The sequence below is a fragment of the Corynebacterium sp. HMSC06D04 genome, assembly GCF_001807315.1.
Classification (GTDB): domain Bacteria; phylum Actinomycetota; class Actinomycetes; order Mycobacteriales; family Mycobacteriaceae; genus Corynebacterium; species Corynebacterium simulans.
On the sequence record NZ_KV788524.1, the window covers coordinates 24,205 to 39,427 of the forward strand.

Below are 15,223 nucleotides of genomic sequence, written 5' to 3' on the forward strand. Positions count from 1 at the left end.
GTACACAACTAGTAAAGGACGACACTATGTTGCGCTATATCGGGCGACGAGTGCTCCAGATGATCCCGGTGTTCTTCGGAGCCACCCTGCTCATCTACGCACTGGTTTTCTTGATGCCCGGTGACCCGGTCGAAGCCCTCGGCGGCGACCGCGGCCTCACCGAGGCAGCTCGCGCCAGGATCGAGGCGGAATACAACCTCGACAAGCCATTCATTGTCCAGTACCTGCTCTACATCAAGGGCATCTTCATGCTGGACTTCGGCACGACCTTCTCCGGCGTCCCGGTCACTCAGGTCATGGCTAATGCCTTCCCCGTCACGGTGAAGCTGACGCTCATGGCCATCGTCTTCGAGACGGTCTTCGGCATTCTCTTCGGCGTCATCGCCGGCATGCGCCGCGGCGGTTTCTTTGATTCCACCGTCTTGGTCGTGTCCCTCTTGGTTATCGCCGTTCCTTCCTTCGTCATTGGCTTCGTCTTCCAGTACCTCATCGGTATTAAATGGCAGCTGCTGCCCGTAACCGTCGGCGCTAAGGCTTCCTTCGAAGCCCTGCTCATGCCGGCCACCGTCCTGGGTGCGCTGTCCCTGGCATACGTCATCCGCCTGACACGTCAGTCTGTGGCCGAGAACCTACGCGCTGACTACGTACGCACCGCGCGCGCAAAAGGTCTTTCCAGCGGGGCTGTTACCCGCCGACACGTGCTGCGCAACTCGCTTATCCCCGTTGCCACCTTCATCGGCGCCGACATCGGTGCGCTGATGACCGGCGCCATCGTCACCGAAGGAATCTTCGGCATCAACGGCGTCGGCGGCACCATGTACCAAGCCATCCTGCGCGGCGAGCCGACCACAATCGTCTCCTTCACCACCGTGCTGGTGATCATCTACATCATCGCCAACCTGCTGGTTGACCTCCTCTACGCAGTACTCGACCCGAGGATCCGCTATGCCTAAACTCGACAAGACCACCCAGTACCCAGGCCAGGAGCACTTCATCTCCGACGTCGACGAGACCGGCCTCGGCGCCGTCGACGCTGTCAAGGATGAATCCGCCCCTTCCTCCCAGTGGGGCGAAGCATGGCGTTACCTGCGCCGCCGCCCATTGTTCTGGGTCGCCGCCGTGATGATCACCTTGGCGATTCTCCTCGCGCTCTTCCCCGGCCTTTTCACCAATACTGACCCGCGTATGTGCGAGCTCTCCAAGTCGCTCGACCCAGCAGAGGCAGGCCACCCATTCGGCTTTAACCGCCAGGGCTGCGATATCTACGCCCGCGTTATCTACGGCGCACGCGCATCCGTGATCGTCGGTGTTTTGACCACCCTCCTCGTGGTCATCATCGGTGCCCTAGTGGGCGCCATAGCCGGCTTCTTCGGCGGTTGGATTGACGCTGTTCTCTCCCGCATCACCGATATCTTCTTCGCCATCCCGCTGGTGTTGGCGGCCATCGTTGTCATGCAGATGTTCAAGGAGCACCGCACCATCATCACTGTGGTTCTCGTACTTGGCTTGTTCGGCTGGGTATCCATCGCCCGCATCACCCGCGGTGCCGTTGTATCCATCAAGAACGAGGAATTCGTCCAATCCGCGCGTTCCATCGGTGCTTCCAACGCCCGCATCCTGTTTAGCCACGTCCTGCCGAACGCTGCGGCTCCGATCATTTCTTATGCCACCGTCGCGCTGGGCACCTACATCGTTGCCGAGGCCACGCTGTCCTTCCTCGGCATCGGCCTGCCCTCCACGTTCGTCTCGTGGGGCGGCGACATCTCTGATGCACAGGCCTCCCTGCGCATGAATCCAGCCGTTTTGTTCTACCCGGCAGGCGCTCTGGGCCTGACCGTTCTGAGCTTCATCATGATGGGCGACGTCGTCCGCGACGCCCTCGACCCGAAGGCAAGGAATCGCTAATGAATAAGCCACTTCTTGAAATGAAGGACGTCCACATCTCCTTCGAGTCCTCCACCGGCACCGTCGAGGCAGTACGTGGCGTCAACATGACCATCTACCCAGGCCAGTCCGTGGCAATCGTGGGCGAGTCCGGTTCCGGTAAGTCCACAACCGCGATGTCCATCCTGGGACTTCTGCCGGGCACCGGCAAGGTGACGAAGGGACAAATCCTCTTCGAGGGTGAGGACATCACCCACTACAACGACAAGCAGTTCGAGGCCCTGCGCGGAAACAAGATCGGCTTGGTTCCGCAGGATCCAATGTCCAACTTGAACCCGGTCTGGCGTATCGGCACCCAGGTCGAAGAGTCGCTGAAGGCTAACAACGTGCTGGAGGGCTCCGAGCGCGAAAAGTGCGTCGTGGAGATCCTGGAGGAAGCAGGGCTTCCCGACGCCGCGCGTCGCGCCAAGCAGTATCCACACGAGTTTTCTGGCGGCATGCGCCAGCGCGCACTCATCGGCATCGGCCTGGCTGCGCGCCCAAAGCTGCTGATTGCCGACGAGCCCACCTCGGCGCTGGACGTGACCGTGCAGAAGACCATCCTGGACCACCTGGGTCACCTCGCTGAAGAGCTGGGCAACGCCGTGCTATTTATTACCCACGACTTGGGCTTGGCGGCAGAACGCGCCGAGCACCTCATCGTGATGCACCGCGGCCGCATCGTGGAGTCTGGTCCTTCGCGCGAGATTCTGCGCGATCCGGAGCACCCATATACCCAGCGTCTGGTTACCGCAGCGCCTTCCTTGGCTTCCTCGCGCATCCGCGCTGCCCAAGAGGCAGGCGTGGAAAGCACAGAGCTCAAGGCCGCGGCTTCGCACAGCGCCAACATCGAAGATGAAGCCGTCATCTCCGTGCGCAACCTGAACAAGGAATTCGATATCCGCGGTCAGCGCGGCGAGAAGAAACTGCTCAAGGCAGTCGACGACGTCTCTTTTGATATCCGTCGCGGCACCACCATGGCACTCGTGGGCGAGTCTGGTTCGGGCAAGTCCACCGTGGCAAACATGGTGCTGGGCCTGCTCTCCCCGACCTCCGGCACCATCGAGTTCGAGGGCAAGGACACCTCGAAGCTGTCCAAGAAGGAGCTTTTCCAGCTGCGCCGCAAGATGCAGGTGGTCTTCCAGAACCCATATGGTTCCTTGGATCCGATGTATTCCATCTACAAGTGCATCGAGGAACCACTCGCGCTGCACAAGGTGGGTAACCGCAAAGAGCGCGAGGCCCGCGTTGCAGAGTTGCTCGACATGGTGGCAATGCCGCGTTCTGCGATGCGCCGCTACCCGAACGAGCTTTCCGGTGGTCAGCGTCAGCGTATCGCGATCGCTCGTGCCTTGGCCCTGCACCCAGAGGTCATTGTTCTCGACGAGGCGGTCTCCGCACTCGACGTGCTGGTCCAAGACCAGATCATCAAGCTCTTGGCGCAGCTGCAGTCCGAGCTCAAGCTGTCTTACCTGTTCATCACCCACGACCTAGCCGTGGTGCGTCAGACTGCCGACGACGTCGTGGTTATGCGCAAAGGCAAGGTCATGGAGGCTGGCACCTCCGAGGCCATCTTCAACAACCCGCAAGAGGAATACACCCGCAACCTCATCAACTCGGTTCCAGGCATGCACTTGGAGATTGGCACGGGCAGCAACTTGGGGCTGACCAAAAGCTAGCTAGCAACGCAGCTGCCGGTGTCTGCCGGGCTCCGCAGCTGCGTGATATCGCCGATGTGGTTTTTTACCTCGTCGGCGGTAAGAGCGTAGCCGGTCTCCGCATCATCCACGGAAGCGCCGAAGACCACGCCCAACACCTGGCCCATGTCATTGACTATCGGGCCACCTGAATTTCCCTGGCGAATGGTGCCGCGCACCGTATAAGCATCACGCTCGACGCGGCCCTTGGAATAGATATCCGGCCCAGCAATGGTGATGCGCTCGCGCACCCGCGCCATGCCGGCGTCGAACGGCCCGGAGTGCGGGAAGCCCATGACCATTACGTCATCGCCGGTATCTGCCGGTTGTTCAGCCCACTCAAGCGGAGCAATTCCCAGGTTCTTGCTGTGCAGCACAGCAATATCGACGTCCGGGTTGTAATAAACCACCTGCGCTTCGCGCAGCCCCAACACGGTATCGAGGTGCACCTTCTCAGTGCCGGCTACCACGTGGGCGTTAGTGATCACGTAATCATCGGCCGCGACGAAGCCGGAACCCATCAAGCGGCGGGAGCAAACCTCTGCGTCGCCAAGCACGTGAATAATTGATGGACGCAGCTGCTCTACCAGCGCAGGATCGTTCACGTCCTGTGGCGGCGCGGCCACCTCGACGGCTGAGTCGGAAGTCTGCCACGGCGAGACCAGCGGCGGCAGGCCGGATTCATTCAGCATCGCCGCGACACCATTCGGCAACGCAGCCAGCTGCGTAGGCGCCACCCCATTAAGCGCCGTCAGAATGCGTGATTCGCGCAAGGCCTTGCCTGGGGTACCGCCCACATTGGAGGCCAAGGGCAGCGAAACCAACCAAATCACAAAGATCGCAGCCACTGCCTGGAAGCCGGCACCGATGAAAGAATCCACGCGCTGCTTTTGCCGGGTCCGCATTCTATCGCGCAAGCGCGCACCGATGCTTGCGCCGATGAGCTGGCCGACGCCCACGAGCAGAATAAGCACGCCGATGGCCAGCAGGAAGCGCAAAGCCGCTTGGTCCGTAAGCTGCATGGCAACGGGGGCCAGCACCGTGCCCAACACAACGCCTGCCACGATGCCCACGAAGGAAAGCACGGCAGAGATAGCTCCTTGGCGCCAGCCCGCCACCAAGGCGAGCAATACGGCGACCATGATCAGGAGGTCTAGGGCGAGGGTCAGGGTCACGGGAGGAAAATCTTTCTTTTTCTATTGTCTAAGAAGAGCCGTAAGTAGCCTGCGAAAGCTAAAACATCTTCTCATTATTCCGGGAGCGGCTTAGTGCGCCGTGCAGATCATGCACGGAATTGTTATCCCATGTGCGCTCCCACCCAGCGTGCTCCAATATTGTTGCCAGAATTCCGGCAGTAAACCCCCACACGAGGTAGTCATTCGTATAAAAGGCCGGGCCATGCCACGGACCGAAGCCCACCAACAAACGATTCTTCGGCTCCGCGAGCTCACGCAATGGATACCAAAACACGTCATCGGTCTCTTCCGGGCTGGCAGCCCAGACCTCGCCCGGGGAGTGCCAGTAGGCCAAGACCGGGCTTACAGGGTTACCCGTTGCACGAATATGCAACTGCTCCCACACTTCCAGGGCAGTCACACTCGCGCGCTCCAGCCCGGTTTCTTCCCAGGCCTCGCGTAGTGCAACGTCGACAAGCGTGGCGTCTTCTGGGTCCCGCCGTCCGCCAGGGAAAGCAATTTGGCCTGAATGAGAGCGCATGGTGGGCGAACGGTGTGTGAGCAGCACTTCCCCATCCTTAAAACTAGAGCCTTTGAACAGGACCAAAACGGCAGACTCACGCCGCACCGGTGGTGTGGTTTGGGTAAAGCGATCCGCATCCCGGTTGCCGATTCGCTCCTGCACCGCCCGCGCATCCACGCCTAAGGCAGGACGCAGCCACCCCGGCGCTCGTTCTGGAAAGACCGTGCGTTCCCGCGTGCTCATCGCAGGGCCTCCTCCACGGCCTTCTCCAGCTCTTCCTCCGACTTAAAAGGCTTGACGTACTGCTTTTTCACCTCGCCCTTATAGGCCACGACGGTGACCGGGATGACGCCGGGAAGACCCAGGGTGCCGGCGAAGGAATTATCGGAGTCTTGGTAGCTTGCGAGATTCACGCCGAGGTCTTCCAAAAAGGCCGCGCCATTTGCTGCATTCTTATCCGCATGCACTCCCACGACGGACCATTCGGGATGCTCATCCGCAATCTGGCGCACATACGGCAGCTCAGCTCGGCAAGGCTCGCACCACCAGGCCCAGACGTTGATGACCTGCACATCCTTTGCCTTCCCCTTGGCCTGCGCGCCCAAGCACTCAAGTTCTACTCCGGCGACCGGCCCTTCCGGACACGCCGGGCGCTTGGCGACGTCCGCGTTCGCGCCAACACCCGCAGTAGCGCTCTGGTCCGCGCCTTGGGCCGCATTCTGGGCCGCATTCTGGGAACTGTTTGAGGCACTGTTTGCGGAATCCTGGCCTGCGCCCAAAAGGCTGCGTGCTCCAACAAAGGCCACCAAGGCAACAAGCACTGCTGCGATGAGCGAACCGATGACATAAACGTTGGGCCTGTTCATGCGCAATACCTTACTGCCCCTACCGGACATCAGGAGGTGCGGCGCCCGTAGGACACAAATGACGCACTACACAGGCACCGCATTGCGGGGAACGCGCATGGCAAACACGGCGGCCATGGAAGATGATGCGATGCGAAAACATCGTCCATTCTTCCTCCGGCAGCAGCTGGGCTATGTCCTTTTCAATCTGCAGCGGCGTCTTGGATTCGCTCAAAGCCATGCGCTGCATGAGCCTTCCGAAGTGGGTATCCACAGTAATCCCCGGCAGCCCAAAGGCATTGCCACGTACCACCAGCGCAGTCTTGCGGCCCACGCCGGGCAAAGAGGTCAGCTCCTTAATCCCGGTAGGGACTTGCCCATCGAAATCGGCCATGATTTTCTCGCCGATGCCCAGCAAGTGCCCCGCCTTCGCGCGCTGAAAGCCCAGCGGGCGCAAAACAGCCTCCAGGTCGGCCCTTCGGGCCGCGGCATAATGCGCGGCAGAGGGATACTCTTCAAAAAGCTCCGGGGTAACCTGGTTGACCCTGGCATCGGTGCATTGTGCCGAGAGCACCGTGGCTACGAGCAGCTCTAGGGGATTGCGAAAATCTAGTTCGCATTCGGCGTCGGGGTACTCCGTTGCTAGCAGGTCATTGATGCGCGATGCACGGCTAGCGGGCGATGACTCAGACATCTTTCCTACCTTAGTAGAATGGCGGGCATGGTCTCACTGGTTATCATCGTGCCCGTCGCCCTCGCACTGTTTGCAATCCTCATGGAAAAGCTTGAGGCGAAGGTCCTCGGAAACTAAGAAATTTCTTCGCATACGCCCCTGACCTCCTCTAAGCTGTGACAATTTTTCACGAGGTTAGATAAAGTGACAAATTACACTGTAGGATGAGATGAGTTACATAGGGGCGCGCGCCTGTATCGCTAGAACACATCTAGGTTTTCGTTACACACGCGTCAAATGCTTGGAAGAGTTCTGAGCATTTCAACACCACTACCCCCCATTGACTTCAAGGAGTAAATCGTGGAAGGCGTACAGGACATTCTTTCTCGCGCTGGCATTTTCCAGGGCGTTGATCCCGTCGCGGTACAGAACCTCATTGAGCAGATGGAAACCGTCCGATTCCCGCGCGGAACCACCATTTTTGATGAAGGCGAGCCCGGTGACCGTCTCTACATCATCACCTCGGGCAAGATTAAGCTGGCCCGCCACGCTCCGGATGGCCGCGAGAACCTGCTGACCGTCATGGGCCCTTCCGATATGTTCGGCGAGCTCTCCATCTTCGATCCAGGCCCACGCACCTCCTCCGCAGTCTGCGTCACCGAGGTGCAGGCAGCCACCATGAACTCCGAGATGCTCAAGCAGTGGGTCGCTGATCACCCTGCCATCGCCCAGCAGTTGCTGCGCGTTCTGGCTCGCCGCCTGCGCCGCACCAACGCGAACCTCGCGGACCTCATCTTCACCGACGTTCCGGGCCGCGTTGCTAAGACCCTGCTGCAGCTGGCTAACCGCTTCGGCGTGCAGGAAGGTGGCGCACTGCGCGTCAACCACGACCTCACCCAGGAAGAGATCGCCCAGCTGGTCGGCGCTTCCCGCGAGACCGTCAACAAGGCTCTAGCTACCTTCGCGCACCGCGGTTGGATCCGCCTCGAAGGCAAGTCCGTCCTCATCGTGGATACCGAGCACCTGGCAAAGCGCGCTCGCTAATAGCCTTAAAACTAAAAGTAATCTCCCAGCTTCCCTATTCAGGAGGCCGGGAGATTATTTTTAGTTTTAGCGGTTTTGTTCAGGCAGTTTATTTGCCCCGCCTACTTGCGCGCAGCTAAGTACTTCAAAGTAGTACGAGTGGACTGCTCAGCTGCATGCCGCAGAACTGGGTCAACGTCGTCATACATCTCATCGACCAAAGTCTTGAGATCAATGTCCTCGCCCAAGCGGCCGTGGATTTCCTTGATCTGCTCAAGACGGTGGTAGCGACGGTCAATGTACTTGCGCGCAACCTGGGAAACATCATCCAAATCTGGGCCGTGGCCAGGCAGCAGCGGGATATCCTTGCCGCGCTCTTCCAGCATGTCCAAGGTCTTCAAGTATTCGCCCAAGTCACCGTCGGTCTCAGACAGCAAGACGGTGTGGCGGCCGGCAATGGTGTCGCCGGTCATGATTCCCTCGAGCTGAGAATCCTTGGCAACTCCAGACCACACAAAGAAAGAGGTGGAATCCGCAGTGTGCCCTGGGGTGTGGACCACCTCTAGCTGCGGGGTGATTCCGTCGACGGTGATAATTTCGCCGTCGACAAGCGCCTCTGCTCCATTGCAGTAGTTCGGGTCGAAAGCGCGGATCGGCGCACCGGTGAGCTGGCGAAGACGCTGCGCACCCGATGCGTGATCATCGTGACGGTGGGTAACCAAAATCAGCGCCACCTCGCCAGCGTTAGCGCTGACAACGTTGAGGTGACCTTCATCTTCTGGGCCCGGATCAACAACGATGGCCCTGGAATCTTCGTTAGCGCGAATGATCCACGTGTTGGTTCCCTCAAGTGCCGTGTAGCTTGGGTTGTCACAAAGAACAACGCCCACGGATTGAGTCACGGGACGCAATTGGCTGTATGCAGGATGCTCCATGGTTACTAAGCCTATCCGATCACTTAGAAATTTCTATGATAACTTCAACCTCGACGGGCGAGTTTTTCGGCAAAACGGCCACGCCCACAGCCGAGCGAGCGTGAGTGCCAGCCTCTCCGAATAGCTCTCCGATGAAGTCAGAAGCACCGTTGATAACAGCAGCCTGCTCCACAAAGTCAGGTGCCGAAGCCACGAAACCTACAACCTTGACCACGCGCGAGACGTTGTCTAAGCCAACAACAGAATCGATAGCTGCGAGAGCATTCAGCGCTGCCACCCGGGCGTATTCTTGCGCATCTTCAACAGATACCTCTGCGCCGACCTTGCCGGTGGCAGGCAGATTGCCGTCAATTACAGGCAACTGACCGGAGGTCCACACCTGATCTCCTACGCGAACTGCAGGCACGTAGGAAGCAAGCGGCTTTGCCACCTCAGGCAGTGAATATCCAAGATCGGCTAGGCGCGTGAGATAGCTCATTACTGCTCCACCTCACGCTTGAAGTAAGCCACGACATTTTCCGGATTCATGCCGGGAGTGATGGTAACCAGCTCCCAACCATCTTCACCCCAGGAATCGAGGATCTGCTTGGTCGCGTGAGTCAGTACTGGCGCGGTAGCGTATTCCCATTTAGTCATAGGCCATATTCTACCGGCCTAAGGGCAAAAATGGCGCGTTAACCAACCCTGCGATTTGGTTAAATACCGATGAGTTCGCCGCCCTCAGCTAGGTAGTGTGCCCAGCTGGTGATGTGCGGGTTCTTGCGCAGCAGCGCACGGCGCTGGCGCTCAGTCAGGCCACCCCATACGCCAAATTCCACGCGGTTATCGAGGGCATCGGCACGGCATTCATTGAGCACCGGGCAGTGGCGGCAAATTACAGCAGCCTTACGCTGCTCGGCTCCACGGACAAACAATGCGTCTGGGTCACCGTTACGGCACTTTGCTTGAGTTACCCATTCACCGCGCTCGGTCGCACTTGCAGACTTAGACGCTCCCGTTACCTTCAGGCTTACGGTCATGACTGGGTAGCTCCTTCCTCTACTACCTATTCCGCGGCTTTGGGAATAATTTTTATGAAACCCCATGCAAGCAGCGCAGCCGCTTGTAAGATGTTTCAGATTGCGGAATATTATGTAACAACGGTAAGTGTATTCACACGCGTAAGCACTTGTCTAACACGTCACACTTTAGGGGGGAGTTCATTCTTCCCCGCTCACAGTTTCACCACGTAGGGTGTTTCTCGTGACTGTCATCAAATCCCTGGGAAAAATTGCCCTCTCCACGGTTCTAGTGGGGGCGCTCATCGCCGTAGTAATTGCCCCCTTTGCGGGTCTTTCTGGTGTGGCAATTGCCCGTACCAACGACACCATGCAGTCCGATCTGCAAGATCTCACTGCTGGCGACGCCCCGGGCGTATCCACGATTTTGGACGCCAAAGGCAACAGCCTGGCCTATATATATGAGCAGCGTCGCCACCCTGTTAGCGCCGAGAAGATTTCCAAGCCGATGAAGCAGGCAATCGTCGCAATCGAGGACCGCCGGTTCTACGAGCACGAGGGCGTTGACTTCCAAGGCAATTTCCGTGCCCTTTGGAGCAACTTGGCTTCCGGCGGCGTCTCCCAGGGCGCTTCAACTTTGAACCAGCAATATGTAAAGAACTACCTGCTGCTGGTCAATGCCAAAACGGAGGAAGAACGCGCCGCCGCCATCGAGCAATCGGTACCGCGCAAGCTGCGTGAGATGCGCATGGCAACGGACCTCGATAAGAAGCTGGACAAGGAAGAAATCCTCAGCAATTACCTGAACCTCGTCCCCTTCGGCAATCACGCCTACGGCGTCGAGGCCGCTGCGCGCACCTATTTTGGCACCCATGCTTCTGAACTCACTGTGCCACAGGCAGCGATGCTGGCCGGCATGGTCCAATCCTCTGAGTACCTCAACCCCTTTACCAATAAGGACGAGGTGCTCTCGCGCCGCAACCTCGTGCTGCAGTCCATGGCAGATAGCGGTTCCATCACCCAGGCAGAGGCCGATAAGTACGCCCAGCAAGATCTCGGCGTACTCGATAAGCCTTCCCTGCTTCCTAACGGTTGCATCAGCGCCAAGGATCGTGGCTTCTTCTGCGATTACGTCATCGAATACCTAGAAGAAAAGGGCATCTCCCGCGAGCAGCTCGCCCGCGGCGGCTACACCATCCGCACCACGCTGAACCCGGACGTACAAGACCAAGCACTCAATGCGGTGCGCTCTCAGACAGACCCCAATACACCCGGTGTCGCCGAGGTAATGAACGTGGTCGAGCCCAGCAAGTCCAACCGCCCAGTGCTCGCCATGGTCTCCTCCCGCACCTATGGTCTGGACCTCGACAAGAACGAAACCATGCTCCCGCAGCCGCACTCCCTAGTGGGCAACGGCGCCGGCTCGGTCTTCAAGGTCTTTACCGCCGCTGCCGCTCTGGAGTCTGGTTATGGCATCAAAAATCAGCTCGATGTCCCAACTCGCTACGAAGCAGAGGGCTTGGGCTCCGGCGGTGCCGCGGGCTGCCCACCTAACCGCTATTGCGTGGAAAACGCCGGCAACTACGCCGCGACCATGACGATGCAGGATGCCTTGGCGTTCTCGCCGAATACGACCTTCATCAAGCTCATCGAGCAGGTCGGTGTGGAGCACGTAGTAGATATGTCCGTAAAACTGGGCCTGCGTTCCTATGGCGAAAAAGGCAGCTACGACAAGGACACCTCGATCGCCCAACACATCAAGGAATCCAACCTGGGTTCTTACACGCTTGGACCGACTGCCGTAGATCCGCTGGAGCTGGCTAACGTCGGCGCCACCTTGGCCTCGGAGGGCATGTGGTGTGAGCCTAACCCGATCAGCAAGATCACGGACAAGGACGGCAACGAGGTCTACCTCAAGGTTCCGAATTGCGAGCGCGCCGTCAACAAGGACATCGCCAATACGCTGACCAACAACATGACGGCCGATACCGAAAAGGGCACTGCCTCTGCCTCCGCACAGATGATGGGCTTTAACGGCAAGGCTGCGGCAAAGACTGGTACTACAGAGTCCAATCAGTCCTCCGCATTCCTGGGCTTTAACTCCGCTATATCTGCCGCTCCTTATATCTACAACGACGGTACCAACACCTCCTCACTGTGTACCAGCCCGGTGCGCCAGTGTGGTTACGGCGATCTCTTCGGCGGCCTTGAGCCCGCGCGTTCCTTCTACTCAATGGCCTCTAGCATTCCGGCCGCAGCACAGGGCACGGTTCCGAATTACAACAAGGCTTATGACGAGGGCAAGGTCAATTCGCTCTTCGACAGCCTCCGCGGCAAGTCCGAAAGCGAGGCTCGCTCCAAGCTAGAGGCCGAGGGCTATGAGGTAAAGATCTCGCAAGTACAGGGCAACGGCGTGCCTTATGGCCGCGTGGTCCGCGCGATTACTGGGCCAAGGGGCCTCAAGAAGGGTGCGGAGGTCACTTTGCAGCTTTCCGACGGCACTTCTGCCGCACCTCCACCTTCCTCCAACGGTAGCGGCCAAGGCGCCGAAGCAGCACGGACCGGCACCGGCGGTGCCAACTCGGCCCCTTCCGGCGATCAGCAACAGCAGCAACCCGCGCCGGAGCCGCTCATCCGTCAGGAAGACATCGACGCCGTCGCTAACGACATCCGCAGCTTCTTCGGCCTCTAGCTTCTAGAGAAGCTAGAAGGGCATAAAAAATACCGCTCTATGTATTTAAGGCACTCCGATCGCGGAGATTGAACGCCTTATTTGCATAGAGCGGTACGCGTTTTTAGGGCTTAAGACAGCTTTGCCTTTACAGCCGCGGAAAGGCGCTTGCCATCAGCGCGGCCAGCGGCCTTCGCGGTGGCAACCTTCATCACATTACCCATCTGCTTGATGGTTACGGTCTCACCGGTTTCTGCTTCTACCTCAGCGATGGCCTCGCCGACGAGGGTGTCCAGCTCGGCGTCGTCAAGCTGCTCTGGCTGGTAGGCCTCGAAGTAAGGGACGTCGGCAAGCTCGGCGTCGGCCAGCTCCTGGCGGCCATTTTCTGCGTATACCTCAGCGGACTCGCGGCGCTTCTTGATTTCGCGTGCGATGACCTTGAGTACGTCTTCATCGGTTAGTTCATGGCGTGCGCCATTGGTTTCTTCTGCCTGAATTGCAGCGAGCAGGGCGCGGATAGCGCTGGTGCGTTCCTTCTCGCGGGCCTTCATTGCGGTCTTCAGATCTCCACGAATGGTTTCTTTAAGCTGGCTCATGTACTTCAATCTACGCCAGGTAGGCTTGATTAGGTGAAGATTCTCCCGATTATGGGCGGCATTGCCGCCGCTGGCCTTGGCACCCTGGCGTGGGGTTACACCGAACTGACCAAGTTTGAGCTGAAAGAGTACACGCTGCCGCTGCTGCCTGCGGGCACTTTGCGCGGTGAGGAAGAGTTCCGCATCCTCCATATCTCGGATCTGCACATGATTCCGGGGCAAGAAGCAAAAATTGAGTGGGTTGCGGCGCTGGATAAGCTGAATCCCGATTTGGTGGTCAACACCGGCGACAACCTGTCGGACCAGGGCGGCGTGCCCGATACGCTGCGCGCCCTCGGCCCGCTGCTGAACCGACCAGGCCTGTTCGTCTTCGGCACCAACGACTATTGGGCGCCGCGTCCGGTCAACCCATTCAAGTACCTGTTGGGCCGCAAGCGTGAGCCTTCCTACGTTGACCTGCCATGGAAGGGCATGCGTGCGGCATTCATTGAGCGTGGCTGGCACGACGCCAACCAGGCTCGCGTGGAATTCAAGGTGGGCGACGTCAAGCTCGCCGTCGCTGGCGTGGATGATCCGCACCACGACCTTGATGACTATTCAGAGATCGCCGGCGCCCCCAACCCGGATGCGGACCTGGCATTGGCACTGCTCCACGCCCCTGAGCCGCGCGTACTTGAGCAATTCGCTGCCGACGGCTACCAGCTTTCCCTATCCGGCCACACCCATGGCGGCCAGATCTGTCTGCCGGGCTCCCGCGCACTGGTCACTAACTGCGGAATCGACCGCGCTCGTGTCCAGGGTCTGCATGACTTCGGCCCGATGAAGATGCACGTTTCCAACGGCCTCGGCACCTCGAAGTTTGCCCCTGTGCGCATCTTCTGCCGCCCTTCCGCGACGCTGCTGCGCATCACCGAAGTTGCCTAGCGCCGCATCTGCCCTCACATGCTAGAGTCCCCGCTCAGCTGGCGTTTTGTTGTTCACCCTCAGGCTGCGTTAAAGTATTCGGGTACCGCGTAAGACGGTTTCCGGGATATGGCGCAGCTTGGTAGCGCGCTTCGTTCGGGACGAAGAGGTCGCAGGTTCAAATCCTGTTATCCCGACCAATACAATCGACGGTTTTGCGAATCTAGCTTAAATCGTTTGCGAAACTGCCTCCGATAGATAAACCCACCGCTTCTATGCGGTGGGTTTAGTCGTTTTCGCTGTGATCCAGGCGCTAACCAATAAGAAACACAACATGGTTCGTCCCCTCTAAAACGACTAATAGCCCGGAACCCTATATCGGTTTTCCGAGCTAACTGTGTGATAAGTATTCAGTTGGTCTTAGGCAACATGCTGCGCAGGCGGCGCGTTCGGGTGCGCGCCAGCGAGCACCGGATCGCGCGGCGGTACAGGTTTACCAGAGTCAGGAGGCGGAGTCTTTTCATCCCGATCCACCCGGCCAAGAAAACGCCGAATCATAGATACATTGGCCGCGACCACACCAAGAGCTGTATAGAAGAAGGCCGCAGCAAAACCGCGTACAGGTCTTCTCGTATGGTCACCAATAGCAGCACCACCACGATTGTTCTTTACATAGTCGTTGCGGGTTTCAATCACATTGCGCCACGTGCCATACACCTTCTTCCATTCCGGTGTCTTAAAAGCAGGGCCAGTTTGGCGGTAGCGCATTCCCTCCTTATTCGGGATGGTTACCGAGACCTTATTGGTACAGCACTTTCCTTTTGCCTTGCGCGCGGTAGATAGATTTGGCCCGGAGATGGAGGGTAGTCCTCTGTCTCTCGCGTCCTGGCGCTGACTCTTTTCCACCAAGGGACATGCCAGTGTCTTTCCTTTACCTCGTCCCGGACACATAAACATCTGGCTCTCACCGGAGAGCTTCTTGCCTTTTCTCCGCATGGCAAAGGCGCGGCGCTCGTTGATCCGCTGGTTGTAGGTGGCCTCATCAATACGTCCGGCATAGAAGTCTTCGGTGGCTTCCACCAGAGGTTTCGGCATGGCAGGACAATACCAGTGGCCTTCAACTAGCCCCATGGTTTCATAGGATCCGCGCTTTCCCAGCTGATTGGTTCTGTAGTCTCCCACCAGGGTATAGCCGAGTTTGCGCAGTGGTTCATGGAAGTCTTTGGTGGGCCTGACCCCCGGAAAGTAGACACGTCGGGGG

At 58.7% G+C, this 15,223-nt stretch carries 15 protein-coding genes, 1 tRNA gene and 1 pseudogene; 7 read left to right on the top strand and 10 right to left on the bottom strand.

Annotated features, from left to right (window positions below; translation table 11 throughout):
- The first annotated feature begins 26 nt into the window (after positions 1-26).
- Genes HMPREF3155_RS00815 through HMPREF3155_RS00825 form a run of 3 tightly spaced genes read left to right on the top strand, consistent with a single transcriptional unit; the run spans position 27 to position 3,602 of the window.
- Entirely contained in the window at positions 27-953 is a 927-nt protein-coding gene (locus HMPREF3155_RS00815; RefSeq protein ID WP_070432341.1) for an ABC transporter permease, read from the top strand.
- Positions 946-1,905 carry an ABC transporter permease gene (locus tag HMPREF3155_RS00820; RefSeq protein WP_061920197.1) on the top strand — a complete coding sequence of 320 codons (960 nt, stop codon included), beginning with the start codon at positions 946-948 and terminating at the stop codon, positions 1,903-1,905. The genes HMPREF3155_RS00815 and HMPREF3155_RS00820 overlap by 8 nt, the downstream gene beginning before the upstream one ends.
- Positions 1,905-3,602 carry a dipeptide ABC transporter ATP-binding protein gene (locus HMPREF3155_RS00825; RefSeq protein ID WP_062036154.1) on the top strand — a complete coding sequence of 566 codons (1,698 nt, stop codon included), beginning with the start codon at positions 1,905-1,907 and terminating at the stop codon, positions 3,600-3,602. Before HMPREF3155_RS00820 ends, HMPREF3155_RS00825 begins: the two co-directional genes overlap by 1 nt.
- On the opposite strand, the gene HMPREF3155_RS00830 is transcribed toward HMPREF3155_RS00825, so the two are convergent.
- The 4 genes from HMPREF3155_RS00830 to nth are packed head-to-tail and all read right to left on the bottom strand — an operon-like array spanning position 3,599 to position 6,857.
- Positions 3,599-4,795, bottom strand: a complete 1,197-nt coding sequence (locus tag HMPREF3155_RS00830) for a MarP family serine protease (protein ID WP_201040623.1) — start codon at positions 4,793-4,795, stop codon at positions 3,599-3,601. The two genes, HMPREF3155_RS00825 and HMPREF3155_RS00830, sit on opposite strands and share 4 nt — an antisense overlap.
- A gap of 58 nt (positions 4,796-4,853) precedes the next feature.
- Positions 4,854-5,561, bottom strand: coding sequence for an NUDIX hydrolase (locus HMPREF3155_RS00835; RefSeq protein ID WP_061920192.1), 708 nt, complete (start codon positions 5,559-5,561; stop codon positions 4,854-4,856).
- Positions 5,558-6,184, bottom strand: a complete 627-nt coding sequence (locus HMPREF3155_RS00840) for a TlpA family protein disulfide reductase (RefSeq protein WP_061920190.1) — start codon at positions 6,182-6,184, stop codon at positions 5,558-5,560. The genes HMPREF3155_RS00835 and HMPREF3155_RS00840 overlap by 4 nt, the downstream gene beginning before the upstream one ends.
- A gap of 19 nt (positions 6,185-6,203) precedes the next feature.
- Entirely contained in the window at positions 6,204-6,857 is a 654-nt protein-coding gene (gene nth / locus HMPREF3155_RS00845; protein WP_061920188.1) for an endonuclease III, read from the bottom strand.
- A 339-nt stretch (positions 6,858-7,196) separates the two neighbouring features.
- On the opposite strand from nth, the gene glxR reads away from it, so the two are divergent.
- Positions 7,197-7,880: a CRP-like cAMP-activated global transcriptional regulator GlxR gene (gene glxR, locus HMPREF3155_RS00850; protein ID WP_061920186.1), complete on the top strand. Its 684-nt coding sequence runs from the start codon at positions 7,197-7,199 to the stop codon at positions 7,878-7,880.
- Between the two features lie 101 nt (positions 7,881-7,981).
- Here glxR and HMPREF3155_RS00855 read toward each other — a convergent pair whose 3' ends face one another.
- The 4 genes from HMPREF3155_RS00855 to HMPREF3155_RS00865 are packed head-to-tail and all read right to left on the bottom strand — an operon-like array spanning position 7,982 to position 9,813.
- Entirely contained in the window at positions 7,982-8,794 is an 813-nt protein-coding gene (locus HMPREF3155_RS00855) for an MBL fold metallo-hydrolase (RefSeq protein WP_061920184.1), read from the bottom strand.
- A gap of 19 nt (positions 8,795-8,813) precedes the next feature.
- Entirely contained in the window at positions 8,814-9,272 is a 459-nt protein-coding gene (locus tag HMPREF3155_RS00860; RefSeq protein ID WP_070432342.1) for a RidA family protein, read from the bottom strand.
- Entirely contained in the window at positions 9,272-9,430 is a 159-nt protein-coding gene (locus HMPREF3155_RS12745; RefSeq protein ID WP_086892235.1) for a Sp36 family protein, read from the bottom strand. Before HMPREF3155_RS12745 ends, HMPREF3155_RS00860 begins: the two co-directional genes overlap by 1 nt.
- 59 nt (positions 9,431-9,489) lie before the next feature.
- Complete coding sequence (locus tag HMPREF3155_RS00865) at positions 9,490-9,813, bottom strand: WhiB family transcriptional regulator (RefSeq protein WP_061920180.1); 324 nt, start codon at positions 9,811-9,813, stop codon at positions 9,490-9,492.
- Positions 9,814-10,036: 223 nt separating this feature from the next.
- On the opposite strand from HMPREF3155_RS00865, the gene HMPREF3155_RS00870 reads away from it, so the two are divergent.
- Positions 10,037-12,484, top strand: a complete 2,448-nt coding sequence (locus tag HMPREF3155_RS00870) for a transglycosylase domain-containing protein (RefSeq protein ID WP_070432343.1) — start codon at positions 10,037-10,039, stop codon at positions 12,482-12,484.
- Positions 12,485-12,594: 110 nt separating this feature from the next.
- Here the strand turns inward: HMPREF3155_RS00870 and HMPREF3155_RS00875 are convergent, their stop codons facing one another.
- Positions 12,595-13,059, bottom strand: coding sequence for a GatB/YqeY domain-containing protein (locus HMPREF3155_RS00875; protein WP_061920175.1), 465 nt, complete (start codon positions 13,057-13,059; stop codon positions 12,595-12,597).
- 51 nt (positions 13,060-13,110) lie between these two features.
- On the opposite strand from HMPREF3155_RS00875, the gene HMPREF3155_RS00880 reads away from it, so the two are divergent.
- Entirely contained in the window at positions 13,111-13,983 is an 873-nt protein-coding gene (locus HMPREF3155_RS00880) for a metallophosphoesterase (RefSeq protein WP_275437124.1), read from the top strand.
- Positions 13,984-14,085: 102 nt separating this feature from the next.
- Positions 14,086-14,162, top strand: a tRNA-Pro gene (locus HMPREF3155_RS00885).
- A 220-nt stretch (positions 14,163-14,382) separates the two neighbouring features.
- Here the strand turns inward: HMPREF3155_RS00885 and HMPREF3155_RS00890 are convergent.
- A pseudogene (locus HMPREF3155_RS00890) lies at positions 14,383-15,223 on the bottom strand (hypothetical protein); the annotation flags it as partial.